General features: G+C 53.6%; 22 protein-coding genes. 3 read left to right on the top strand and 19 right to left on the bottom strand.

The annotated features are described in order from the left end of the window. Positions 1-39 precede the first annotated feature (39 nt). Together RMR21_RS15750 and RMR21_RS15745 are read right to left on the bottom strand one after the other, a co-directional pair. Positions 40-1,212 carry an ABC transporter substrate-binding protein gene (locus tag RMR21_RS15750; protein WP_498670417.1) on the bottom strand — a complete coding sequence of 391 codons (1,173 nt, stop codon included), beginning with the start codon at positions 1,210-1,212 and terminating at the stop codon, positions 40-42. Positions 1,213-1,360: 148 nt separating this feature from the next. Continuing rightward, positions 1,361-2,488, bottom strand: coding sequence for a PLP-dependent cysteine synthase family protein (locus RMR21_RS15745; protein WP_498671723.1), 1,128 nt, complete (start codon positions 2,486-2,488; stop codon positions 1,361-1,363). Positions 2,489-2,756: 268 nt separating this feature from the next. On the opposite strand from RMR21_RS15745, the gene RMR21_RS15740 reads away from it, so the two are divergent. Beyond that, complete coding sequence (locus RMR21_RS15740) at positions 2,757-3,680, top strand: ROK family protein (protein ID WP_498670416.1); 924 nt, start codon at positions 2,757-2,759, stop codon at positions 3,678-3,680. A 40-nt stretch (positions 3,681-3,720) separates the two neighbouring features. Here the strand turns inward: RMR21_RS15740 and RMR21_RS15735 are convergent, their stop codons facing one another. Together RMR21_RS15735 and RMR21_RS15730 are read right to left on the bottom strand one after the other, a co-directional pair. Then, on the bottom strand, positions 3,721-4,365 hold the full coding sequence (locus tag RMR21_RS15735; RefSeq protein WP_498670415.1) for a ThuA domain-containing protein: 645 nt from the start codon (positions 4,363-4,365) through the stop codon (positions 3,721-3,723). Between the two features lie 19 nt (positions 4,366-4,384). Then, positions 4,385-5,485 carry a Gfo/Idh/MocA family protein gene (locus RMR21_RS15730; RefSeq protein ID WP_498670414.1) on the bottom strand — a complete coding sequence of 367 codons (1,101 nt, stop codon included), beginning with the start codon at positions 5,483-5,485 and terminating at the stop codon, positions 4,385-4,387. Between the two features lie 236 nt (positions 5,486-5,721). Here RMR21_RS15730 and RMR21_RS15725 point away from each other — a divergent pair, with 236 nt between their 5' ends. Next, positions 5,722-7,029 (top strand): GH1 family beta-glucosidase, encoded by a 1,308-nt coding sequence (locus RMR21_RS15725; protein WP_498670413.1) that lies wholly within the window; start codon positions 5,722-5,724, stop codon positions 7,027-7,029. Positions 7,030-7,095: 66 nt separating this feature from the next. Here the strand turns inward: RMR21_RS15725 and RMR21_RS15720 are convergent, their stop codons facing one another. Next, on the bottom strand, positions 7,096-8,211 hold the full coding sequence (locus tag RMR21_RS15720) for a CobW family GTP-binding protein (RefSeq protein ID WP_498670412.1): 1,116 nt from the start codon (positions 8,209-8,211) through the stop codon (positions 7,096-7,098). Positions 8,212-8,340: 129 nt separating this feature from the next. Continuing rightward, on the bottom strand, positions 8,341-9,336 hold the full coding sequence (locus RMR21_RS15715; protein ID WP_498671721.1) for a D-alanyl-D-alanine carboxypeptidase family protein: 996 nt from the start codon (positions 9,334-9,336) through the stop codon (positions 8,341-8,343). A gap of 286 nt (positions 9,337-9,622) precedes the next feature. On the opposite strand from RMR21_RS15715, the gene RMR21_RS15710 reads away from it, so the two are divergent. After that, positions 9,623-11,488, top strand: coding sequence for a recombinase family protein (locus RMR21_RS15710; protein ID WP_498670411.1), 1,866 nt, complete (start codon positions 9,623-9,625; stop codon positions 11,486-11,488). Between the two features lie 84 nt (positions 11,489-11,572). Here RMR21_RS15710 and RMR21_RS15705 read toward each other — a convergent pair whose 3' ends face one another. The 13 genes from RMR21_RS15705 to RMR21_RS15645 form a co-directional block, all read right to left on the bottom strand. Continuing rightward, on the bottom strand, positions 11,573-12,142 hold the full coding sequence (locus tag RMR21_RS15705; RefSeq protein WP_498670410.1) for a hypothetical protein: 570 nt from the start codon (positions 12,140-12,142) through the stop codon (positions 11,573-11,575). 11 nt (positions 12,143-12,153) lie between these two features. Next, positions 12,154-13,593, bottom strand: coding sequence for a hypothetical protein (locus RMR21_RS15700; protein WP_498670409.1), 1,440 nt, complete (start codon positions 13,591-13,593; stop codon positions 12,154-12,156). Between the two features lie 70 nt (positions 13,594-13,663). Continuing rightward, complete coding sequence (locus RMR21_RS15695; protein ID WP_498670408.1) at positions 13,664-15,523, bottom strand: hypothetical protein; 1,860 nt, start codon at positions 15,521-15,523, stop codon at positions 13,664-13,666. Then, positions 15,523-16,500 carry a phage tail tip lysozyme gene (locus RMR21_RS15690; protein ID WP_498670407.1) on the bottom strand — a complete coding sequence of 326 codons (978 nt, stop codon included), beginning with the start codon at positions 16,498-16,500 and terminating at the stop codon, positions 15,523-15,525. The genes RMR21_RS15695 and RMR21_RS15690 overlap by 1 nt, the downstream gene beginning before the upstream one ends. A 48-nt stretch (positions 16,501-16,548) precedes the next feature. Beyond that, a complete protein-coding gene (locus RMR21_RS15685) occupies positions 16,549-18,081 on the bottom strand; it encodes a hypothetical protein (protein WP_498670406.1) in 1,533 nt (510 codons plus the stop codon). After that, the gene (locus RMR21_RS15680; protein WP_498670404.1) at positions 18,081-19,610 is read right to left on the bottom strand and encodes a hypothetical protein; all 1,530 of its coding nucleotides are present in this window, start codon (positions 19,608-19,610) and stop codon (positions 18,081-18,083) included. Before RMR21_RS15680 ends, RMR21_RS15685 begins: the two co-directional genes overlap by 1 nt. A gap of 12 nt (positions 19,611-19,622) precedes the next feature. Then, the gene (locus RMR21_RS15675) at positions 19,623-20,033 is read right to left on the bottom strand and encodes a hypothetical protein (RefSeq protein ID WP_498670402.1); all 411 of its coding nucleotides are present in this window, start codon (positions 20,031-20,033) and stop codon (positions 19,623-19,625) included. A 320-nt stretch (positions 20,034-20,353) separates the two neighbouring features. Continuing rightward, entirely contained in the window at positions 20,354-21,892 is a 1,539-nt protein-coding gene (locus tag RMR21_RS15670; RefSeq protein WP_498670401.1) for a hypothetical protein, read from the bottom strand. After that, a complete protein-coding gene (locus RMR21_RS15665) occupies positions 21,889-22,479 on the bottom strand; it encodes a phage adaptor protein (protein ID WP_498670400.1) in 591 nt (196 codons plus the stop codon). Before RMR21_RS15665 ends, RMR21_RS15670 begins: the two co-directional genes overlap by 4 nt. A 1-nt stretch (position 22,480) precedes the next feature. Beyond that, the gene (locus tag RMR21_RS15660) at positions 22,481-22,822 is read right to left on the bottom strand and encodes a hypothetical protein (RefSeq protein WP_498670399.1); all 342 of its coding nucleotides are present in this window, start codon (positions 22,820-22,822) and stop codon (positions 22,481-22,483) included. Positions 22,823-22,895: 73 nt separating this feature from the next. Next, positions 22,896-23,822, bottom strand: a complete 927-nt coding sequence (locus RMR21_RS15655; RefSeq protein WP_498670398.1) for an SU10 major capsid protein — start codon at positions 23,820-23,822, stop codon at positions 22,896-22,898. A 13-nt stretch (positions 23,823-23,835) separates the two neighbouring features. Then, positions 23,836-24,888, bottom strand: a complete 1,053-nt coding sequence (locus RMR21_RS15650; RefSeq protein WP_498670397.1) for a hypothetical protein — start codon at positions 24,886-24,888, stop codon at positions 23,836-23,838. A 60-nt stretch (positions 24,889-24,948) separates the two neighbouring features. After that, positions 24,949-25,203: a hypothetical protein gene (locus RMR21_RS15645; protein WP_498670396.1), complete on the bottom strand. Its 255-nt coding sequence runs from the start codon at positions 25,201-25,203 to the stop codon at positions 24,949-24,951. Between the last annotated feature and the right edge of the window lie 6 nt (positions 25,204-25,209).

The raw sequence follows: 25,209 nt of genomic DNA, 5'->3' as shown, positions 1-25,209 counted from the left end.
GTCCGTGATCTGCCGAGCGGTTAGGCCATGATGCGAGCGTTACTTGGCTGCGGAGAGGCCGGGATCACCCTGCTTTTCAAAGGTCTGGATTTCCTTGTTGAAATACGTCCCGTCCTGCGCCTTGGTGACCTCACGCAGATAGATATTTTGCGTGATATGGCGGCTTTCCGGGTCGATCGAAACTGGTCCGCGTGGGCTGATCCACGACAATCCCTTCACGGCCTCGACGGCTTTTGCTGCGTCCTGCTTGCCGCCGGTCGCCTCGATCATTTTATAGATGACGTGCATGCCATCATAGGCACCGACGGAAGGGAACGAAAGTTCCGCCTTGTTGCCAATAGCCTTGGAGGCTGCTTCCACGAAAGCCTTATTTTCAGGAGAATCATGCGAGACCGCATAGTGGAAAGTCGTCTGGATGCCGAGCGCCGCTTCGCCGAGCGCAGGCAGGTCGGATTCCTGTGTCAGGTCCCCGGGTGCGAAGAATTTGATCCCACCGGATTTCAGTCCGTTTTCGTTATAGGCTTTCACGAAGCCCAGGGTCGTGGGACCGGACGGCAGAAAGGCGAAAACACCCTGAGCGCCAGAATCCTTGATACGCTGCATGATGGGGCTGAAGTCGTTGGTGGAGAGCGGCATACGGATCGCCTCTACGACCTGCCCGCCCTCCTTCTCGAAGGCCGCCTTGAAGGCGTTCTCGGCATCGACGCCGGGACCGTAGTCGCTGACGACGGAGATGGCTTTCGTGACACCAGCGTCGTGCGCGACTTTTGCGATTGGCGTCGAGGTCTGCCACGTGGTGAAGGAGGTGCGAACGACGAGTGGACTTTTGGTAACGATGGCAGATGTGGCCGCGTTCATGATGACGAGCGGCGTATTCGCCTGTTTCAAGATAGGCGTGACAGCCATGGCATCAGGGGTAAAATAGAAGCCGGCGAGATATTGGACCTTTTCTTTGACAACGAGTTCCTGCGCGAGTGCCTTGGATTGTGCAGGATCTGCCGCTGGCAGATCGCGATAGATGATCTCGACAGTGTTGTCGCCGACCTTGTTGCCGTTGGTGGCGATATAGGCGTCTATTCCGGCCTTGAAGTTCTTGCCCTGCAAGGCGAACGGCCCCGAAAACGGCCCGACGACACCGACCTTGATGGTATCGGCATAAGCCGCGCTGCTTATGGTGATTGCCGCTAGCGCGGCCAGAACGAACCGTTTCATAAATCCTCCCAGATCAATGGCGCACTCCCGCACCAGGGCGACAGGCAGCCGCACCCGTGTCGATCATAGGCGGGGCGAAACGGTAATGTAAAATGAATAAATCAGGCTTGATGCATATATCCCAAGTTATGCATTGCTCCGTTTTTCCTCACACTTTTGTCCCGAAGTTTTCGAATGTGCCGCTGTCGATGAAGGTTTCGAGCATGTCGCGGTATGGCGTTATATCGATGTTGTTTTTTGCCAGCCAATCGGGATTGTAATAGGTCGCGGCATAGCGGTCGCCGCTATCGCAGATCAATGAGACCAGCGATCCTTCCTTGCCCTCCTTCATCATCGCCGCCGCGATCCAGCACAGGCCGAAGAAGTTGGTGCCGGTGGACCCGCCAACGCGCCGGAACAGACGGTCCGACAGAACGTGCATCGCGGCAATGGAGGCAGCATCCGGTATCTTAATCATGTGATCGATAACACCTGGAATGAACGAGGGCTCCACGCGGGGACGTCCGACGCCTTCGATGCGGGATGGGGTCGAGCAGGTCACGTTGCTGTCGCCGGACATATAGGAAGCATAGAATGCCGAGTGTTCGACATCCACGACGCAAAGCCGGGTGGAAAGATTACGGTAGCGGATATAGCGGCCGATGGTGGCAGAGGTGCCACCCGTTCCAGCACTCATGACCACCCATTCGGGCTCCGGGTGTTCTTCGCTTCTCATCTGCTCGAATATGGAATCGGCAATGTTGTTGTTGCCGCGCCAGTCCGTTGCGCGTTCGGCATAGGTGAACTGATCGAGATAATGACCACCGGCTTCGGCTGCCAATCGTTCGGCAACGGTGTAGACCTCTGAAGGCCGATCAACGAAGTGACAGGTGCCACCAAAGCGCTCGATGGCCTCGACTTTCTGGCGGCTGGTGGAATGCGGCATCACGGCGATGAATGGCAGGTCCAGAAGATGCGCGAAATAGGCTTCGCTGACCGCGGTCGATCCCGAGGATGCCTCGACCAGCGTTGTGCCTTGCGCAATCTTTCCGTTGCAGATGCCGTAGAGAAACAGCGAACGCGCAAGTCGGTGCTTGAGACTGCCGGTCGGGTGGGTCGATTCGTCCTTCAGGTAGATCGAAATACCTTTCAAGCCCTTGAAGACGGGCTTGACCAGATGCGTATCGGCAGAGCGACGACCATCCCCCTGAAGGATGCCGATTGCTCGGCGCGCCCATTCGCGATCTTCACAGGCCGGCAAGGGAGTAACGGGTGGTGTGGACAGGCAATCGGTCATCACGCCCATGATGTTGGTCGCTCCTGTGAAGACTGGAAACGCAGAGGGCATCCGCTGCCACTTGCTCGATTGCTCGCCATCACGATGATTGCTTCCCCAAAAGAATGCTGTGTTTTACGAAGTTCGTGCCTATCCCGGAATGCAGCGGTCGCCAAGCATAAAAGTCCTGGATTGCAACAAGTTCGGTCTGATACAGGAAGACGCAAGCGGGGCAGACGCGTTAAGGTGTTCGTATGCTTGTGGATATGCAGCGACGAAAGGCTGGCGCGTGATTATCTGTTTTGACATTGGCGGAACGGCCATTAAGGGTGCTGGGGCTTGGGCTGTGGATGATATCAGGCCGTTACCACGCCAGCAGACACCTGTTCATGATTTCGATGCCTTCGTCGGTGTTTTGAAAACGGCGATTTCGGATATCGGAGCAGTGCCGGATTGCATTTCTTTGTCGATTACGGGCGTTATCGACCCCGATACGGACAAAGCTATTATCGCGAACATTCCCTGTGCGCATGGCAGGCCGCTGAAGTCTGATCTCGAAGCGGCGCTCGGCCTTCCCGTGTTGCTCGCAAACGATGCGGATTGCTGCGTTCTGGCGGAATATGGGGTCGGGGCAGCGCGGGGTCATCACGTCGTCTTCGGCGCTATCCTGGGGACCGGTGTCGGTGGCGGTCTCGTTATCGATGGAAAGTTGATCAACAGCACGGGTGGTTTTGCCGGTGAGTGGGGCCACGGGCCGGTGGCTGCAACACGCGCAGGAAACCCACCGCTCGATCTTACCCGCTTTGCCTGCGGTTGCGGACTGGATGGCTGTCTGGATGCTATTTGTAGCGCGCGCGGCATCGAAAAACTCCACAAGCATATCTCTGGAAAAAGCCTGACTGCGGAGGAAATCATCGGCGGCTGGCAATCCGGGGATGGGGATGCCGCACGCACGATCGATGTCTATATCGACATGCTGTCTGGCCCGCTGGCAATGGTCGTCAATGTCACAGGCGCGACCATCGTCCCGGTCGGTGGTGGACTGTCCAAATCAGCGGCATTGATCGAAGCCATCGATCAGGCTGTTCGCTCCCGTATTCTGAGGCGTTTCGCGCGCCCGCTCGTGGTGCAGGCGCAATGCACGATAGAGCCAGGCCTCGTCGGTGCAGCCGTCCTCGGCTTTGATTTTCTGGCAAATCGCGGGATCTCGTGACAGGAGCACGTCCTGCCACGAGATCGTCTTCGGGTCGTCTTTACACGCGCGCTGCCCAGTTTGCACCACGGTTGAAGATGGTTCTCATTTCGGGCACGGAAAACTCCTTTGCCTGATGCCCAAGGGCCGAGAAGAACACGCGGCCCTTTCCGTAATTCCGCTTCCAGACGACGGGCATGACGACCCCATCGATCCACCATGCGTGTTCGCCCGTAAACGTCGTCGTGGCCAGCACTTCGTTCGAAGGATCGACATGCATGTAATATTGTTCTGAGGTGTAGGGGAAATCTGAAATCCCCTGCATCAACGGATCATCGGGACGTGTGATGTTGACCTGGTAGTCGATGATATCGCCCGGGTGAGCGACCCATTGTCCGCCGATCATGAACTGATACTCGACGCATTCGCGAAAACTGTCGCCCGCCTGTCCGTGAAAACCGGCAAGCCCAACGCCGTTTTCAACCGCTTTCGCCAGGTTCTTGATTTCTTCCTTCTCGATTTTCGACATGGTGATGATGGGCACCACGAGGCTCAAATCGTGGATCGACGGATCGGCAAAGGCTTCCGTCGAGCTTTCGACGAGAACCGTGAAACCATCCGCTTCCAGCATGGTCTTGACGACGTCGGCGCATTGCTCCGGTTCATGTCCGCTCCAGCCACCCCAAACGATCAGTGCTTCTGGCATTTCTTTCCTCCTCAGAATTTTAACGTCCAAGCTGGCCATCGACCAGCGATTGTGCGAGCGGAGCGGGACGCTCCACCTTGGTCGTGATGGATATCGTCGTGCCGGTGTCGGATGCTTTCTGGAAAGCCTCCATGACCTCCAGCACGTGCAAAGCCAGATCACCATTTGCGCGGTGCGGGCGGTTCTGTCTGATGGCGTAGGCCATATCGGCGACACCGATGGAACGGTAGTTGCCGTCACTATAGGGTGCGCTCAGTGCCTGCGGTTCAAAATCCCCGCCTTTGCGCAAAAGCTCGATTTCACCACCGAAATAGTTCGGGTCAGGGACGATCATCGTGCCCTCCGTGCCGTAGATTTCCAGCGGAACGTGCTTGTGCCCAGCGACATCAAAGCTCATGCCGATCTGGACGACCGCGCCGTTTTCGAATGCCATCATGCCAGACACGTGGGTTGCGACATGGACCGGTATCGTTTCACCCTTCTTGGGTTCGCTTGTAATGATCCGCTCGTTGCGAGGGGCAAAGGCAAAGCCCGCCACCTTTGCCACTGGCCCCAGCAAGTTGACGAGATCGGTGATGTAGTAAGGCCCCATATCCAGCATCGGTCCACCGCCAACCTCGTAATAGAAGCCGGGGTTGGGGTGCCATCGCTCGTGACCAGGACACATGAAAGTCGCTGTGCCCCCAACGGGAATGCCAAGAACACCCTGGTCGATGAGCGTACGTGCCGTCTGGTGGCCACCGCCGAGAAAAGTGTCCGGTGCCGATCCGACACGCAGGCCCTTGGCTTTCGCAGCATCCACGAGCGTTTTGCCTTCGGCGAAATTGATGCCCAGCGGCTTTTCCGAATAGGTGTGTTTGCCAGCGTTCAATGCGCGCAGACCCACCTCGACATGGGCTTTGGGAATGGTGAGATTGACGATGATCTCGATTTCGGGATCGTCCAGCAAATCCTCGATTGTTCTGGCCACAAGGCTGAATTCATCAGCCCGCGTTCTGGCGGCTTCGGGGTTCATATCCGCCAGCCCCCGGATGTCCAGAATGGGGAAAGATGCCATGGCTTTGAGATAGGCGCTGGAGATGTTTCCGCAGCCAATGATGCCGATGCCGACCGTCTTCATATGATTTCCTCCCGTAAATCAAATCGCAAACGCATTGCTTTGTACCAATCTGTAACGTTAAAGTAAGCTCTAAATCCAAGGATTCGTATGTCAGCGCGAAATTAAAGGAATTTATCCCGCTTAAAGCCGAACGCCTTGCTCAGGTCGTGAGGTTGTTTCACTGATGGAAGGTCATCGCGTCAGCGCGCGTTTAAAGCACACAGAAGAAGGCCATTTTTGGCTACAGGAATGCGATAATGTTTTCACACGATAGAACTGATTTCGGACCAGATTTTTTGTTTGGCATTGCAATGGCTGCGCACCAGATCGAGGGCGGGCAGACGGACGGGAGAGGCTCTTCCATCTGGGATACTTTTGCCGCCACGCCGGGGAATACGAAGAACGCGGATACGGGAAAGATCGCCTGCGACCATTACAATCGTTGGCCCGAAGATCTCGATCTCATCAAAGACGCGGGCTTTGATGCCTACCGGTTTTCCTTCGCCTGGCCAAGGCTCATTCCTGAGGGAACCGGTGCGCGCAACCATGCGGGATTTGATTTCTATCACCGTCTGATCGACGGCATGCTGGAGCGTGGCATCAAGCCACTCGCGACACTTTACCATTGGGATTTGCCGAGTGCATTGCAGGATCGTGGCGGCTGGATGAACCGTGATACGGCCTATGCCTTCGCCGACTACGCCGCCGAAGCGGCGCGCCATTTCGGTGACCGGTTGGAAAGCATTGCGACGTTCAATGAGCCGTGGTGCGTGACCGTGCTCAGCCACTTCATGGGGATTCACGCGCCGGGCTATCGCGATGTCCGAGCGACGGCACGCGCCATGCATCACGTGCTGCTCGCGCATGGCCTCGGTGTCACCGCAATGCGTGATTCGGGTGTGAAGGCAAAACTCGGCATCGTCGTGAACATGGAAAAGACAGAACCGTTCAGTCAGAGCGCGGAGGATGTGGAAGCTGCAGCACTGGGCGACGACATCTTCAATCGCTTCTTTCTGGATGGTGTCGTGAAGGGAACGTATCCTGACAGAGTTGTAAAAATTCTGGAGCCCTACCTGCCGACGAAATGGCAAGACGACATGGCGACGTTGAGCCCTCCCATCGACTGGATTGGCATCAACTACTACACCCGTTCGCTTTATAAATACGATGAAAGCGTGCCTGTTTTCCCCTTCACCCAATCACGCGGCGATCTGGAGAAGAGCAATATCGGATGGGAAATCTATCCGCAGGCCCTGACGGAGTTTCTGGTGCGTGCGTCCAAAGACTATCCAGGACTGCCGATCTACGTCACTGAAAATGGTATGTCGGAAGCCGATGAAGCCAAGCGGATCGATTTCTTTGACAAACATTTTGCTGCAATCATCGATGCCCAACGCCAAGGCGCCGATGTCAGAGGCTACATCGCGTGGACCTTGATCGACAATTTCGAGTGGGCTGAAGGTTATGGCCCGAAATTCGGCATTGTCGGAATGGACTCTGCCACCCGAGATCGCAAACCGAAAGACAGCTACCACGCGTTCCGGCAGATGCTGACGAAGGGCTGATCGTCATTGCACGTCCAGCCGTCCCGTTTCAGTGGGCGGCTGGATGTTGGCGGCGCAAGGCTGCCGTCAGAAACGCATGCCCGGAACGGCGAGAGGGTTGTCCATCACCGCCTGTCGATCCGGCGTGTCGATCTTGGCGGCGCCCGTAAAGGCCCCGAACAGGTCTTTCACGAAAGCCTCGGGCAAATCCTTGGTGATGAGCACCATACGGGTCCGCTTGTCGGATGGGTCAGGCCAGGCAGCCAGCCGTTGTGGCGGATGAAAGATCGACTGGACCCCATGCAGTACGAGGGGGCGGTCGAGATTATCCGACAGTTGAACGATGGCCTTCATGCGCAAAAGCTTCTCTCCATGCGCTGACCGGAGAAGATCGACGAACATTTCAAGCGCCATCGGGTCGATCGGCCCGTCGTGAACGATCGAAAATGAGCGGATCGACGCGTTGTGTCGGTTTACGTTGTGGTGGTGATGGTGATGTCCGGCATGATCATCGTGATGGTCATGATCGTGTTCCGCTTCTTCACCCAGCCAGCGGCTGACATCTCCCACTTTTGCCGCCGCGTCGTAGAGGCCGTTTTCCAGAAGCGCGACTGCAGACCAGTCGTGGCGATCACCATTCTCGATGGGGGCGCGTGGATTGAGCGTTTTGATCTGGGCGATGAGGGCGGCGACGTGGGCTTCATCCGTCATCGTCTGTTTTGTGACGATAAGCCGATCTGCAACGGCAATCTGCTTGTGCGCTTCCTCGTGCTGGTCGAGCGTAGAGGATCCGTTGACGGCATCGACGACTGTCACAACGCCATTAAGCGAGAAGTTCTGCGCAATCACGGGATTGCCGATGATGGACTGCATCACAGGGGCGGGGTCCGCAAGGCCCGTGGTTTCGATGACGATCCGATTGACCGGTTTCAATTTTCCGGTCTGGATGCCGTCCATCAGCTCCGCAAGCGTATCCACAAGTTCACCGCGCACCGTGCAGCACAGGCAACCTTCTGCCAGCTCGATGATGCCATCACCGGACCGCTCTACAAGGAGGTGATCGATGCTGACATCGCCGAACTCATTGATGATGATGGCGGCGTCCTGCATCGCAGGGTCTTTAAGGAGTTGATTTAGCAGCGTTGATTTTCCCGCGCCGAGAAAACCCGTGATGATGGAAACTGGAATGCGATCGAGTGCCATAGACGACCTGTAGCGTTAGAACATTACATTTGAAGCGACGTCTTATAGCAAGAAATACCGCATGCGAAAGTGTCGATCTACAAAAGTGAAAACGGCCCATTGCAGGGAATGGACCGTTTCAGAAAGGTGTCAGAATGTGGGGCGCGGGATCGGGATCGGCACATTCGCCGTGTTATCCTTCGCGGGCGTGTTGGCTGCTAACGTCTCGCTGCCGGGGATCAGGCCCGCATAGGAATAGACAGGTGGGCGCGTCATTTCCTGAACGAACGGCGACTTGATGATCATCCGTCCTGCATCGTCGCGACTTTCGCTGCGCACTTTTGCAGCTTTCGGATTGCAGATATCGGCACTGACGTCATTGACGAATTGCGTTTCACCGTAGGGTGCCAGCGATGCAATCGATACGCCCTGGCTGGTCGGTGCCGTCAGCCCCATTTGCAGAAGGTCCGCTGATTGGTCTGTGCGGCCCGCAAGACTATCGGCACCGAGAACAACGCTGATGACCTGCCTGCCATTGCGCGTTGCAGAGGACACCTGATTGAAGCCGGACGCGCAGATGAAGCCGGTCTTCATTCCGTCAGCGCCCTGGAAGCGCCCGACGAGCATATTGTAATTGGCGTAATTTTTCTTGCCCGTGCTCACGCCTTCCAGCGCGAAGTATCCCGCGTATTCTGGAAACTCGCGCTTCAAAATGAGGGCGAGAACGGCGAGATCGCGCGCGGTGGTATATTGCCCTTTGCCCGGTAGACCGTTCGGGTTGACGTAATGCGTGGAGGACATGCCGAGGCGGGCGGCCTGCGCATTCATCTGTGCCACGAAATTTTCGGTGGTGCCGCCAACCGTTTCGGCAATCGCAACGGCCACGTCGTTGGCGGACTTTATCAGCAGAAGTTTCAACGCGCTATCCAGCGTCAGCTTTGAGCCCGGCTTGAAGTACATCTTGCTGGCTGGCTGGTCGGCGGCTTTCTTGCTCATCACCACTTCCGTGGTGGGGCTCAGCTTGCCGGATTTCATGGCGCTGAAGGCGATATAGGCCGTCATGAGCTTGGTGAGGGATGCGGGATACCATTTGCGGAAGGCTTCCTGGTGCGAAATGACCTTGCCAGTGCGCACATCAATCACCATTTTGGGATTGGCATGGGCAACCGATGTCAAAGCCAGAACACTGGCGGAGATCGCAGCAAAGGTTTTCACGAGCCGCCCTGCGGCACGGTTTGGTCTGGATTTTTCTTGCAAGGCTTATCCTCGAATTCCCGTCTTTGTTTCGGGATTTGCAATATTCACCATATATGTCCTTGCAATGGCAAAACACGTTGCTTTTTTTGCACACTTCCTAAACGCATAGGTCTTAAATCTTGCACAATCCCTCGCGGAGTTAAGGCCCAGCGCAGCACAAACTGCAAGTGTTAAGGTGATTGAAGTGCAAGAATTTGACGAGCGCCCGATTGCATATTCATATGTTCGCATGAGTTCGAAGCGGCAACTCAAGGGGGACAGCCTAAGACGGCAACTTGAACTATCCAAAATTTACGCCGAAAATCATGGCTTGCGGCTCGATGAGAGTTCGATGGTTTCCGACAAGGGCGTAAGTGCTTGGACCGGAGCAAACCTGACCGAGGGAGCCTTTGGCCAGTTTCTAACGGCAGCCAAATCAGGGCAAATAAAAGCGGGGAGTTATTTGCTTGTCGAAAGCCTTGACCGCATAAGCCGCCAACAAGTGCGCAACGCGCTCGTGCCTTTTATGGAACTGATCAATGCGGACATCGTGATCGTCACGCTGTCGGACGATCAAGTCTATTCCAAAGCCACTGTCGATGCCAACTTCACGCAATTGATCGTTTCACTGACGATTATGGCACGCGCTCACGAGGAAAGTGAGACGAAAAGCAAGCGATTGAAGGCAGTGGCTGCAAATCGCAAAAGGACAGCCGCAAAAGGGGTAGGGCGCTTCAGTGCTACGCACGTGGGCTGGATTAAAAGCGAGCAAGTCGGTCCCAATAAGTGGGACTTCACTTTAAATGAGCATGCAGGAGCGGTTCGAAGGATTTTTCAACTCGCAGATAGTGGGATTGGACAGGTCACAATAGCAAGGCGACTGAACGAGGAAAAGATACCAACATTTCGTGGCAAAGGGTTTTGGTTTGCGCCGAATGTTGGCCGAATACTGCGAGATGAGAGTGTCGTTGGGACATACCAGCCCACCCATGTCGTGGAAGGAGTGAGGCAGAGCCTAGGTCAGCCAATTAGGGATTATTATCCGGCTGTAATCAGTGACGAGTTGTTCTGGCGTGTCCAGCGCGGAATCAAAGTCGGTTACGCAAAAGGGCGCCACAAAGGAAATAGCATATCTAACCTGTTTTCCGGTCTCGTCGCATGCTCACAATGCGGAAATTCGCTACGGCTGCGCACTGGTACCCCACACAAATATCTCTACTGCGACAACCTTTACAGGACCGCAAATTGCTCCAGCATTGGTGGCCTATATCGGTACGATAAACTGGAAGAGATCGTTTTCAGCAAACTTGTCGAACTCGACCCAGAAAAAGATACCGATGGCAAAGCCGATGGAAACTTTCGCGATGCCCTTCTGAAAGTTATTCAAGCCAATGAGGCGGAAATTCCAAAACAGGAGCGCGTTCGTAAAAATCTCATGGCCTCGCTGGCTCTCATTGATGATGATGAAACAAGAAGAGACGTGGCTGCTCAAATGAATGGGGCTCGGACGAGGATCGAGCAACTGAAAGCCAAGATCAATGAACAGAAAGAAGATCTCGCCAACATCGAAGCGAAGCGACATGAATTAGCATCGTTCGCAGAACGCCTGAATTTAGAGCGACTATCCTGGGCTAACGGGACTACGACCGACGTTTTTGACAGCCGCTCCCGCGTTGCAAGGATGCTGAAGCGCATCATCGTCACCATGACGATCGATCTCGGTAAGAAAGAGTTGATGATTGCTGTGGCTGGTGGCTTGCGGGCCTACAAATTCAGTTATTCCGGGGACATCACCGAACGCTATGACATGGGGCCGATTATTGACCGACCAGCGCAACCTGTATTTTGGACTGATCGTGATGGCGGTACAACTCTCGTGTCTGGTGGTGCTTTGAAACCTGAGCATTTTACAACGGACATACAAAGCGACCTTGATGCGCGCGAAGACCGGCTCAAAATAGTTCACGCTCTGTCGAAGCGAGAGCCTATAGTTAATCCTCGGCTTGACGATCCTGATGTTCAGGCGCTGAAAGCGAGAAGAGCGAAGGCTAAGCAAAGGTAGTCGTCTCGCTTAATCCACTAACAGATCACAAAGGGCTATTGCCCCTGCTACTCGTAGGTCCGTGAGCGTTTCACCTTGCTCATCTTACGCTGCCATGGCTTCTATCCACATCTCATCGACCTTGGTCTTTGACAGGCCGAGTGCTTGGGCGATCAAGAGAAGCGTTGGATGATCTCGGTCGAACGAACTAGCATCTGCCCATTCGATTTGCGCTTCCTCTTTTTGAAGACCGTCTTCCATACCGTCGATCAATTCTCCGATGGAATTCACGCTGATGCCGTTACGAACCAAAGCCAATCGAAGTTGACGCTTGGTTACGGGAACAAGGTCAGGCGGTGGCGCAGGAAGTTCTACGAGTTCCCCGTTCTGAAACAGCATACCCTCTTTGATATCCTGCCAATCCGCATCTATCCCCAAGACAATGCGATTGTCGGGTACTAATCGGGATGGATCGTATTCGACGTTCCTAACGAGTAATGTCTGTGGATCAACGGTTGCCCAAGCGCCATAGATGGCGTCGATAAACTCTCCACTCTCGGTCCACGAGGTCAACCCGCGTCGTAGATCATACCAGTCTTGTCCGTCTTCGTTGACATAAACAAACGTGCTGCCTTGCAGGCTTGATTTGAAATGTCCAAAATTAATAATTTTCATAATATGCTCCATCAAGTGTAATACGTCCCGACCCAACCACGCACCGGATCAAACATTTGTAGGTAACGGTAGTAGAGAGTTCTCACCTGACCAGCAGTGCCGCCCTCCCGGGTATATCCGGTTACTACTGTGCCGCTTGCCCCTTCCCAATCATTAGCGGTGCTTACACCACGGGCCACCAATCTGGACGATAGGTTGGCGACACGATCATTTGCCCAAGCAAGAGCACGACCTTCGATGCGGTTGTTAAGAGAACCTAACTCCTTAGTCCAAATCGCCCCACCGTCTGTGATGTACATCTTAATGTCACCACTACCCTGATCGCGCCATATCAGTGATCCACTACCGTCGACTAGCATCTGACCTTGCCGAACACCCGGATAATGCAGGGTCAACGAAGGATTGGCTTTGTTAATTGAAATATCACCAGCGGAAGACATACCACCGTTGACCACTAACCCGCCTGTAATCGTGCCGCCTGTTAGGTTCAATTTCGCATCTAGCGAACCCTGCAAATTGGTGACGTTTGCTAGCGGAACAGAGCCCGTTTGATTGGCACGGTTGAGGTAATACGAGCCTTCTTGGCCGTCCAGTTTGTCAGCGTCTATTCCTTTTCCTGTGCCGTAATCCGCAACGGTAAGCACTCGATTGCCACCGACTGACAAACCATTTGGAATGTTGACACTGCCGGTAGCGCGATTGATGGAGAGAGCGAGATCGATGTAAGTTCCGTTGTCCGTATGTCTGGCTAAAGCAAAATCAGAACCGCCATTGCTACCGGCTTCACCAGTGCCGTTGGTCGTAAATGCAGACCAGTGTCGCGTACCGGCAGTCTGCCAGCCAATAGTTCTGTCGGCGGCTGTTGCACCGTTAAGCGTCAAGCCGCCATTGAAGGTTTTGTTGCCATTGAACGTGGCAGGAAAACGGGCTTCGTTGATCGTGCCAGTGGCAATGTTCGAAGCGTTGAGTGCCGTCAGGGCCGAGCCATTCCCAGCGAAAGAACCAGCCGTCACTGTGCCACTGAACTTCGCACCGCCACCACTGACAATGCGGAATGCAGTGCCATCATAAACGAGTTCTGTGAATTCACCGCTTGCGATGTCTCCCGCTGTTAGTGGTGTTCCATCAGCAGCAAGAATGCTTTTCGTACCCAACGAATTGATGTTGAGGGTCATCGGACCTTCATTCGTCGCATTGGGAAAGAACGCGATACGCTCTCCCTTTGAATATGCAGCGGGCGCTTGCGCATATGTCAGGACAAGAGCAGCAGATGTTCCTGTAGTCGTGTAGATGGCGTTTATTCTCGTATAGGCGCGTTTGATCGCACCTCTCGTGCCTTTGAGGATTGGTGCGACCGTGCTTGGCGCATATGTGCCTTGTATGCCGTCTGGTGCAGCGCTGTTATTCGCTGCATCCAGTTCAGACCACTTTGGGTCAATAATATCTACCATTGGCGATCACCGCTTTCTTATTCTTCTTATTGGGTGTCACGAGCGATCTTTGCCGCTTCGTATTCCGTATTTAATCGTTCTCGTCGTTTTGGACCTCGTAGCCCACGCTACGCAGGTATTCATGAACCGCAGTGCGCGTCAGTGGATCAGGTGTTTTGCGTGCGATATCTACCAAGTTATCGACGTGTTTGCGCAGGCCACCTTTTTCGATCTGGGCCTTTGGAATGCCAGACAACCAACGAACAGTTTCAGGGTCGGCAAGCATTTTTGCCTGATAGCGTTTCGTCAGGGCGTTAGCGCCCTTAGCACCCACCGCCACAGCAAACCCTTTTGGTCCAGCCAACGCCGCCGCAAGCAGACTACCCTTGTCAAAGGGGTTCGCTTCTTCAAGCATCGTCTTGTGGGTCTGAGTGTTGGAATGGTTTTTGAGTTTGTTGTATTTTCCCATGTCATCGGCAATGCGTGCGAGACGGTCTAGGTCTGACCGATATTGCGAGCGACCTGTTCCCTTGAACAGTACGTCCTTGGCTTCTGGAGCCATCGTCTTCCAGTTTCGCAGAAATGTGCCGGGATCATAGGAACTGACATCATCCGCGTTTTTCAAGCCCATCCGTTCAACCACTGAACCAGCGAGATTGTCCCAAGCAGCCTTGCCATCGTCGGACTTCTCGATCTGACGACGAACCGCGTTCAAGCGTGTGCCGCCCTCTTTCGATTTGCCCATGACGTAGCCGTAGATTTCTTCTGGCGTGTTCTTGTTGAGCAGCGTGCTAGCAGGACTTCCCTTGCCGAAACCAGTCTCGGCATCCACGGTGCGTCGGTAGTGGTTGTTTGCCTTACGGAACGCCTGTAGCGCGTTCTCCCCTGCGCCGCGTGCAGTTGCTTCCATGTCGGTTGTGATCGCGTTACGAAGCCCCTGTAGGTGTGCTTTCAAAGTGGGATCAACATCGGGCTTATTTGCGATCTGGCTGATGGCCGTGCGTGCTTCCTTCAACTTCGTGAAGGTCATGCCCTTGCTCATGTCATCGACAATTGCTTTCGTCTGAACAAGAGCCTGATCGATTTGAGGACCGCGATTGATTGTCTCGGACTTTCCAAGACCCTTCCTCGTTTCCGCTAGTGATTTGCTGAAAGCCTTAGTCGCATCGCCCGTAACAGCGCGTTCGCCGGTCATACGACCAACATCATCATAGAGGCTTTCCGAGCGTGTGAAGGCTGCATCCTTTGCCGACTGCGCCTGCTGCCGGAGCATGTCACCGAGTTCTTGGCGAGTGTTCGTCTTTGCGCCGGGATTGTTGCGTGTGGTGATGCCATCGATAACGCGACCAAACTCGTCACCTTGCTTGGCGTAAGCGTCTTCCATTCGCGCTTGAAGGTTCTTACCCGCGCCCGTAGTTGAAAGCGCCTGTTCTTTTGCCGCTGCGCGAGTTGAGCCGGAAACCATGCCAGTTGTTGGCTCCACGCCGATATCGGTAAAATCCTTCACGCGCTGTGCGATAACAGCGGCCTCGTCGGCACCTCCGATTATTCTGTTCTTGACGGGGTTGAAGCCGCCACGAGGCAAGACTGTCTCTGCTACTTTTGGACTTGCAAAACGTGTACCGGCTGGGCTGAACGTGGTCGCGAACTCGAATGCACGACCAATGCCCTCTTCGCTCATTGGATCGAACTTACCGGCCATTGCATCACCGGGGGTCATAAAGGAACGCGTAAAGCCGCCAAGCAGACCAGCGTTGGTGTCGAAACTAACATCGCCGTTCTCGTCCTTGCTGAAAGGGAGCAATGAGCCACTGAACACAGTTTTGGGTTCTTGAGGTTCGCTGGACTTTTCAGCAGACCAATCCTGTTCCCAAGGCATTCCACCTGTAGGACCATCGACTGTCTTTTCTTTTTCTGGGTCTTCCCAGTTCATCTCCCAAGGCATTGCCATTATACGCGCCATCCTCCGAGGCCACCAAGACCTCCCATCTTTTGCTTCTTGAGCAATTCCATCAGTTCTTCGGGTGTTAGTCCTGCCAAGGCGTCCATGCCGCCGGGAACTTCATTCTTTGCCTCCGCGAGCGAACTCATCAGTCCCATTTCCACGGGCTGCGCCTGACCACGGCGGGCTTGTCCTGCCTGTGCTGATTGTTGTGCTTGCTGGTTAAGTGTGTTCGTCTGGTCTGCGCCCGCAAAAGCCCCACCAAGAGCGCCAAGTAGGTTGATGCCTTTCTTGGTGTTCACACCCATGAATTCGTCTGGAAGTAATTTCGGCAACACAGATGCTTTGGCCTGTTCCGGTGTTTCCGTACCGAGAACACGGTCGAAGATTTTCTTGCCTATGCCACGCTCGTCTGTAGCAGCCACGGCTTGAGCCTGTGCTTGCGGGGCTTGCCCTGCTTGAACTACAGGTGGTTGCGATGACTGAGGCTTTGCAGCGGCCACCTGATCCGGCGACATACCAAGGGTTTCGCCAGCCCACGAAAGGCGATTGTCGAAACCATGGCCTGCTGTGGGATTGGCACGTGACCAGCCCGCAGGACGCTCATATGAAATCATTGCTGCTGTTGCGTCATGAACGTTATCCGCGCCCATCAACTTGTTGTAGGCGTAGGCTTCTGATCCGCCGCCATTGTCACCCTTGCCACTCATCTCGTGCATGACAAAATCAAGTTGCGTATCGAGCGAACCGGCGTTCTCACCAGCAAAGCCTCTAAGGTTTCTCGCACGCTGACCATTCCATTGGCCGATACCAATGCTGTCCGTGCCATCACGACCATCACCGGGATTTTTCGCCCCGGTATTCATCGTGCTTTCCTGCATGAGGTTGCCCACCACAGCAGCGGCTTGGTGAGGCTTCAGTTGATACTTGTCCTGTAGGTAGCGATACGCATACATCGCGTTGCTGTTAAGATTTGGCTTTGCCAATTGCACCTCGTCCCTTTTCGGGCTTCTTATTGTCTCCGCTTGCGCGGGTTAGAGAATGGGTTCCCAATTCTCTTTCTTGTTACGATCACCACCCTTGAAGCGGTATTGAACGCCATCTCCACCGGTCACGATCACATCGTTTGATTGAACCTGCTTCTGTTCCTTCTTTGGGTTCATGAAGCCTTCGTACTTGTCATTGTCGTATTTAAACGACCACTGACGGAACTCGTCATTCTGTCCTGAGTCCTTCCAAGCCTGATATTTGGATGCGTTGTAGGTCGAAATCTTGCGCATACGATTTGCGATTTCTTCCAGAGCATCAGGATTGAGACTGCCGTTCAAAACGCGATCTTGAATTGCGGCCAAGTCTCTGTCGGACATTGCACCAAGACCACGAAGGCTTTCAATTTCCTGCTTGATCTGCTCCTGCATCAAATTGTCTAGTTCCTGACGCTTTGAACCGGAGAAGTTGTCGCCGGGAAGAACCGTATCAAGCATTTTCGCTGTGCTGTTGTAGCCACCAGTACCAAACCACGAATTCGTATTGATGTCGTTGGACAAGCCTTCCATGCGATCTATGACCCCCACTGTGGATTGAGATCGTCCAGCGGCTTGTGCAAGTGCTGCTTCTGCTGAACGCTCGTCCTTGACCACAGGGTCACTCATGTTGGCTTTCGTACGGCCCGGAGTGTCTTCAACCATGCGGTCGATAACGTCTGGATCATCGACCGGATTATTCGAAGCATCCATATAGACTGTGCGCCCTGTTGCGCTGTCGAAATAACCGTTGAAGCGACGGCTGCTCTTTGGATCGATGTATGCGCCGGTTTTTTGCAAGCGGTTTGCCTGACGTCCAGCATTGGTCTTTTCCGCCTGTTGTGTCTTGAAAGCAGGATCATCCTGCCCGTATTCGTATTCGCGAATGTCGTCGGTCTTCTTGAACAATTCCTCGCCTTCAACACGGCCAGCCGATTTTTGACGCTCCATTTCGTTTGCGCCTTCGGCCACACCGCCAGCAAGTTCGTAGTCTCCACCTGGGCCTTGAACCAAACCATCCTTGCGGCGCTCATCATCAAGACGCTGAATGCGCTCAAGGATCGTGTTCGCAGCAGAGTATTCACCCATCGCCAGATAACGTTGGTAAAGTTTTTTGAGGTCTGGCACCGAGTACGCGCCATCGCCACTGGTAGGCATACTTGAGGCGAAATCTTGCGCGTCTTGCGCTTGTAGGAGTTTAACCTGCTCCCCACGCACTTTAGCGCGGCTCACAGCGCCGTCCGCTGCGTCCTTGCGTGCCTGAGTATATGCTTGTGCACCAGCACCGAGTCCCTTGCCTACGGCACTTCCAAAATTGACAGGGGTCGTGCTAGGCCCACCAGCAGCCATCATCCCGGCACCTGCATTTAGAAGGAACATGGACAAAGCATCGCGCTTGTCCTCATCCTGTGGAAGAAAGCGTGAGAGAAGATTTTGCTGTTGCGGCTGGGGCACGGCTTGCGGCGGCTGCGCAGTAGCGATTGTCCCCTGTGGGGCGGCGTCTTCTTCCTGAAAGCGCTTGAGTAATTCCAATAGGTCAAACATTACGCTGCCTCTATGAATGTGTCTGTGATGATGTGCTTGATGCCGTTGATCTCAACGACTGCATCCGGCAACACGGCTTCAACTTCATGCGCCAACGGTCCAATGAACAACTCGTCGGGATTGTCCTTGTAAGCGAAGCGATACATCGGAATGCCGTTCGGGAAATTACCAACGCATTCGAAGACGATCTTCGTGCGCTCGTCACACATTGCGAGAAGACTGAGTAGCGAGGTGATACCGCCCGCCGCCTGAGCGCCCTTGTTGGAATAGACCGGCGTTGTCGTGTTGGAATAATTGCCGCCATTCGCGAGATTGATCATGTTCGCGATATTGGAAAGGGGTTGGTTCTGCTGGAAGTCCCAACGCTGAATATCGGCGTTTCTCACGTCCTGATTTCGGGTATCGATCTGCTGACCAACCTGACCTAGTTTGTCTGTTGGGAGATACTGGTTTGCATACTGCTCACCAGCCATGCCAGCGCCTGCCAATTGGGTATTAGCCTGCGCGACCTGATTTCCGGCCTGAGAGTTCGCAGCATTCAGTTTCTGCGTGTTGTTCTGCAATTGGTTGCTGATGCCGGAATTGTAGATATCGTTCTGTAGGCCAGCACCCTGCAATTGAAGGTTCTTGTCGAACTGATATTGGCTGTTGGCGGCATTCGCTGCGTCTGTGCGCAAGCCCTGCTGATTGCTGCTTGTGCTTGCCAAGTTGGCATTTGCGTTCAACTGGTTGGTCTGATCGCTATTGTAGAAGTTTCCAAACTGTCCAGCAGCCGACAACTGACGGTCTTTGTCCGTATTGTATTGATTGCCGTACATATTCGTCGCTACGTCAGCCATTGCCGTCGCTGCTGTCGTTTCCGCGTTATTGCGCTGTGTCGCATATGCACCTGAACCCATTCGGCCTAGACTTGCAGCCTGACCATCAATCTGCGGAGCGGTGATATTGCGGAACTGGTCGGCAATTTTTGACTGCTGGTTCTGAACCATCGAATCCAAATATGGATTTTTGCCGATGTTCGCGCCCGATGCTGTTGATTTGAGATAGTCCATCGCTGGGTTATTACCGGATGCCAACGCACCGGCTTGTGCCTGCTGTGCTCCAAACGCTGCGTTCGTGAAGTTCTGACCGGCGGCAAGGGTTGGATTACCCGGAGCGTTAGCGCCACCAGCAGCAAGATTTGCAGCGGTAGCAGCGGCAGGGTTTGCTCCCAGTTTAATGCCGTTCTGCAACTGCGATAGCGTGTTGTTGGCTTGACCGCTGAATGCGTTTCCAGACGTGATGTTGTTAACAGCATTGCTTGCTGTTGCCAGTCCACCGGCTGCACCTGCGGAACGTGCAATGGCTTCTTGCTGAGCCAATGAATCCTTAGTTGCAGATGATTGATCTACGACTGTGTCACCCTGATAATATTCAGGCTTTCCAGCGGCGTAGAGTTCATCGGCTTGTGCCAGATACTTTTTGATGTATGGCTGCGCACCGTCCCACGGCTCTGTTTTAGTTGTCGTTTCCTTCGGCGTACTGCCCATAACGCAATTCCTTTATTCAAACTTTTTATACAAATTGATCGACTGCACCTTGAAACCATGCGGTGCGAGAGCGCTTTCCCATCCCGGTCGTCCAATGCCGGAAAAGCCCTTGCATCCCTTGGACTTTGCCCATTGCTCTACTTCGCTAATACCTTCACCGAGGATTTCATCGAGCGCATTGGCTCGCGTGCCGCCCACGAGATAGAAGTGGCAAACTTCGGCACCATCCATATTGACGAATTCGGTTACCGCTGCTGCATTTGGGCTTGTCCACAGCACGTACTTACGAGCCACCAATCCCTCTAGAAGGTCGGTTTCATTGCCGCCTGAGACTTGGCGCTTGAGTGCTTTATTCAGCCACTCGCGGACACGAGGATATTCAATATCAAACTGCGCTGCGCTATCGATCCGCTGTACTGCCATTATGCTCCATGAATTACGTAGTCGAACACGCGACTTGTCGTTGCGCTCGTATGGGTTATCGTGAATTGTCCGCTGCTCTTGCTGCTGACGAATGTTGTGGGTGCTGCTGATGCTGCGCCAATGCTCGTGGGCTGCAAAACGATCACGCTTGATGGCAACACCTTTGGATTGCTAACTATTGTCTTCGTGTCAGAAGTTACGAGCGTTACTGATCCGTAGTTTTCGAACTGACGTACAAGGTCATTGATGGTCTGTGCGATCGCTCGTTTGTCATCTGGATTGTAAATGCTCTGCACGCTTCACCTCTTCTGTTCCCGTATTTACCGGAAGCCAGCGGAATTAGCGTCGATTTCCAGTTTGTAAGCCTTGAGCCAATCGCCATTCAATTGCAGTCGAAAGCGATGAAAGCGGTTCTGTAAACGAAACGGTGCAAAGCCAGTATCTGGGTGAGTAAGCGTAGGAGACGACCATGTTAGATCACCATCGCTAAGGCTTCGCGACCCAACACTTAGGACTGCTGATGCGCTATGACCTTCGAAGAATGGACGGACACCGAAAACATTCGTCCGATCTCCCATTGCGCGAGGATCGAGAGCCCTCACCGCGTTGATTAAATGTTGCTCTTGTGTCTCGATTGTCGCGGACAGGGTTGAGCCAGAGAACGAGTAGACCTTTCCAGTCACGTCCATTGCCCAAAGCATCGCATTACCACCGGCCCATAGAGGGTCGTCGAAACTTGCGGGTACGTTATCGATGCTGCCGTAGCGATCCAATTGATCGATAGTCAAAGGCAAACTGCGAGAGGCGAACAGGAAGTCGGCAGTTGACTCTGCCTCAGACCATTCGCCTGTCTGGTAGTTGTAGATAAGCATCTTGTCGGGCGTGCCATCCACGGCGTCATTGCTGACATAGGACCAGTAGATGAGTGTTTCGCGAGGGTCAGCAACCGCTGTCATGTATTGAAACTGCGAGACGTCTGCGTCGGCTAGAAAATGTTTGTTGACCTTGCCGATACCAATGGGCAGCAACTGATCGCCTCGCTCGTGCATGTAAAAGCCGTCTTCGCTGAAAAAGAAGGTCTTTCCCTCAACGGTTACGAGGCTCTCAGGAACCGAGCAGCCTTTACCTTCAACACGAGTATCAACACGGAAAACGTAAGGTGCGCCGATGTAAGTCATCTGCACGATTGCACGCTGCATGTAGATCCAAACACTGTCATTGCAGACGATGCCTTGGATCGCGCCGTAGCCGTGAATGTCTTGGAAATCCGCCTGTGTCTGCGCCGAGAAGCCCCAATCACCGGGAAGTTCCAGCCCACTCCAACGGATGCGGTTCGTCTTTGGTCCGTCGAGCGGGTCCCACGTGTTTGCGAGGACCACGAAACCCTTGTGGGTGCCGATGTAGCGACCACGAACCAGCGATGTAAGGGGTTTGAAGATTGCCCCCGGCGCATCGTCGGTGTTCATGTCGATGTATTGGGGATCATCATGGAAATTACTGAAAATCTGATACGAACCGAACTCCACCGAGTTCCATCGATCACGATCACCACTTGTGTAGCCGCCGCTACGGCTCATATCGGTCCATGCGCGTGTTGCAGGTGCAAGTCTGTAAAGTCGGCTAGCGCAACCACCGTAGACCTTGGCATTCCCGTACTGGTCTTGTCCCACGGCTGTTCCAGTGGGTCGGCTCTCCATTGAAGTGTCAGAAAACACAGACGCACGACGAAGCGGGCCGTAGGTCACAGAACCGGCAAGCGCCCCAATGCCAGGCGTGACATTATGAGCCACGGTTACACCGGGATTATTGAGGTCTGGTAGGTCGGGGCGCCATGGTCCAAAAACACTTTCGAGGATCAAAACAGTGGCCCTCCAAAGTCGATTTCGACCTGATTACTGCTGCTTATTGCGCGGCTGTTGTCGGCCACCACATTTGCAATTGCTTCCTGAAGACTGATTTTTTCGGTTGCTTCTGAATCCTTGTCCTTCATCCAGCGATAGGCGCGAACCAGCGCAGCATGGAAGATCACGGACGAGAAGCCGTTTTCAGTGAGCCAGTTCGTCTGGCGTGTAGCGTCAATGAATGGGAAGCGAGCGTGATAGGTAAGTTCAACGCTGCGGCTCGTGTTCTTTTCAGGCACGAACACCAACTGCTTGCCCTTCTGATAGTAGTTGGGTGAGCAGGCGACGAAGTCTTTACGGTAGATGCTCGTGGGATTGGCTAACTCGCCATCAACCACGACACGACGCGCCTCTTGAAAGTCCGCTGGCAATGTCGCCGCGTTTGCAGCGGTTCGCAGATTGACGGTCGTTTCCTGCAAATAATGTTTGATGTATGGGGCAACGTCCTGTTGTCCAAGCGCGATGAAATTATCAATCGGCGCATCTGGTCGCATTATGTAATCGGCAATCGCTGTCTTGATTTGTTCGTATGTGTCGAGGGCCATATCAAACCCTCACATCGTTGACGCGGAACTTGCTGAAATCACCATTGTTCAAGCGGCGAGCAAGAGCCTTTTGATCATCCATGATGCCGTCATCAACCCACTTGTGGTAAACACCAAGGGGAATACGACCTACTTTCTGGAAGTCACCCATTCCATCGCTACGGCGGTAATCGGCTGCATCACTTGCGTTTAGATCGAATGTCGCTTGCACACCCTTCCATGCCGTTGTCACGTGCATGAGGTCGCCATCGCGGGTTATGTAAACGGTCTTTTGGGGGTCATCGACAAGGACGTATGTTCCATGCGTGACCAAGTCACCAATTGTGAATTCTGGTTCAATCAATGTCGCCTCTTATTATTTTTGTTTTCGGCGTTATGCGAAATGGGGAGCGTTTCGCTCCCCATTCTGTAGTCGATTAAGCAGTTACGTCGCGAATGACGCCGTTGCCTGCTTCGTTGAGGCTTTCTAGTGTGATCTCTTCGATCAGTTCCATCTTCTCAGAGTCACCAGACTTCGCTAGGTCGTACTTTGTCACACCACGCAGCACAGCCTTGTTCCAAAGCGACTTGTCTAGGAAATAGACGCTTGTGGATGGCATGTAGCGGTGAGGAATGATCTTGTGAGTTCCAAAGTCGGAAACGTAGATATCCACGTTCGCGTAGACTGTTTCTTTTTCAACAGCGTTGAACTTTGTCGCACCGCCGTTAAAGCCGGAAATCTTCGCCTTTAGCGAGCCGGGAGCGAACACTAGAGTAGGATCGCCACCCTGTTCCCAAACCTTCTGTGCCATGTCCTTGAACATTACTTCAGTCAGTACGCGGGAAGTACCCGCTGTTGGCGCGGCAACAATACCGTTGCTGAAACCAGTGGAAGCACCGTTAGCACCCTTATTCACGTTGGTTGTTAGCCAAGCGCCGATACCGCCGAGTTTCTTTAGGCCAGTAGCAACAGAAGCGTTGTCGGAAGTGATTGCTGCTTCTTCGTCGCGCTTGAGTTCAAGACCAGCCTTTGCGATCTGACGAGCCTTTTCGCTGCGTGCGCCAGCCTTGTCGACGGCTTCAAGAGTGCCAGACACTGAAACCTGCTTGGAGAAAATCTGTGTCCAGTTACCGATGCGCTGTGGACCGAAATTCGTCGCTTCTGGTGCGTCTGCGCTTTCAGCACGAGCATTGTCCTTGTTTGCAGGAGCAAGTTCGTCCTTGAGGGTTTCGTGGTAGGTGTTTGTTGCCTTAGTCTTGCCGATAGAGGTCAAAACAGGTGTTTCCTTTGGTGAGATATCGCTGATGAAATCACCAAGGTCTTCGCGAACGTTTTTAAGGTCCGTAGTTTTCAATGTGGCCATTTTTGGCTTCTCCTTATAGTAGTCTGCTGATTAGAGCCGCCGCATCATTGATGCTTCCGCTCTGCTTTAGTCGCTTCCTGTCCTTGTTGAATGCTTGGTCAGCGGTCGGCGTACGTGCCGTTGTCGTGCCGGGCATTGTCATCGCAGGCTTGGCCTCAATCTTCTGAACCGCCGCCTTGACCTTCTTCGCAGATTCCATTCCAAGCATTGCGTAATGCGCTAGAGCGATTGTGCGAGCGTCTGTGACGTTCTGAATTTCGTCTGGGCTGTAACCTTGATCCTGTAGGAACGAGGACATTGCCATAAGACGGACATTGGCCTTTTGCGGATCGCCGAATACGTCAGGCAATCTCTGAGCAAGCATTTCACGACTTTCAATAATCTCGTGCTGTTGCTTGTTCTTCAAGAATGCCTCGTTTTGGCGAGCCACCTCAGTCTGTGCCTCGTAAATCGCCTTTACAGCGGCTTCACGGTTGCCTTGCTTCTGCTGCCACGCTGCTTTGTCCTTTTCCCAACGAATGCGCTTCAAATTTGCTTCGTAAGGATCAGTCTGGAATTCGTACTCCCAATCCGGCTCTTGGCCGAACTCGGACATTTCGAATACCTGCGCAACGTGAGATGCTAGATTGTTCAGCACTTGCTCAGATTGAGCACGAACCTGATGAAACTCGACTTCTTGAACCACCCACTTTTTGCGGTGTTCTGCGAGTTCTTGCATCTTCTTCGTGAATTGAGACTGGCGTAGATATCCCTTTGTTGCTTCCTCACGAGTAATCTGCTGTCCGTCATGCTCGAACACGATTTCGTTTGGGTCAGCGACTGTGGGTTCTTCTACTTCGTCTGCATCGCCTTCGGCTTCTTCAAGATCGACTTCTTCGGATTCTGTTTCCAGCGTGTCCGTGTCGTCCTCGACTTCTGCGTCTAGGGTGTTTGAAACCTCATCGGCTTCGTTATCAGCATCTACTTGCTCGGTTGTTCCTTCGGAGTCCAAGAGTTGTTCGATGTGTGTTGCGGCTTCTGCCACAGAGTAACCAGTTCCCTCATTGGGAGTATTGGTCGTTTCCATAAATTACCTCAGTAACGTTAGTGATAACGTATTTAGTGAGGTAGGTTGTTTTGCTTGCTCTTATGCATCTGGCACTTGGTTAGCCATTGCGATCTCTGTTTCTGCCTGTGAAACGTACTTTTCCAGACGAGCCACGAACAGGTCACAGGCGTAGATCACCCTGTGAATTTCTTCGCGCTCTGATCGGTCGTTCACGTTCGTTTTGCGGAACTGCCCAAACAACTCGGTTTGAACCTCTTCTGTTAGGCTTTTAAATTCTGGCATGTCCAACACGCGCTTTGCATTCTGACCGCGTGCGATAATTTCTTGGTTCACTGCTTA

The sequence above is a fragment of the Agrobacterium sp. rho-8.1 genome (genome assembly GCF_033957725.1).
Taxonomy (GTDB): Bacteria; Pseudomonadota; Alphaproteobacteria; order Rhizobiales; family Rhizobiaceae; genus Agrobacterium.
This window is presented reverse-complemented; position numbering and strand designations above follow the sequence as displayed.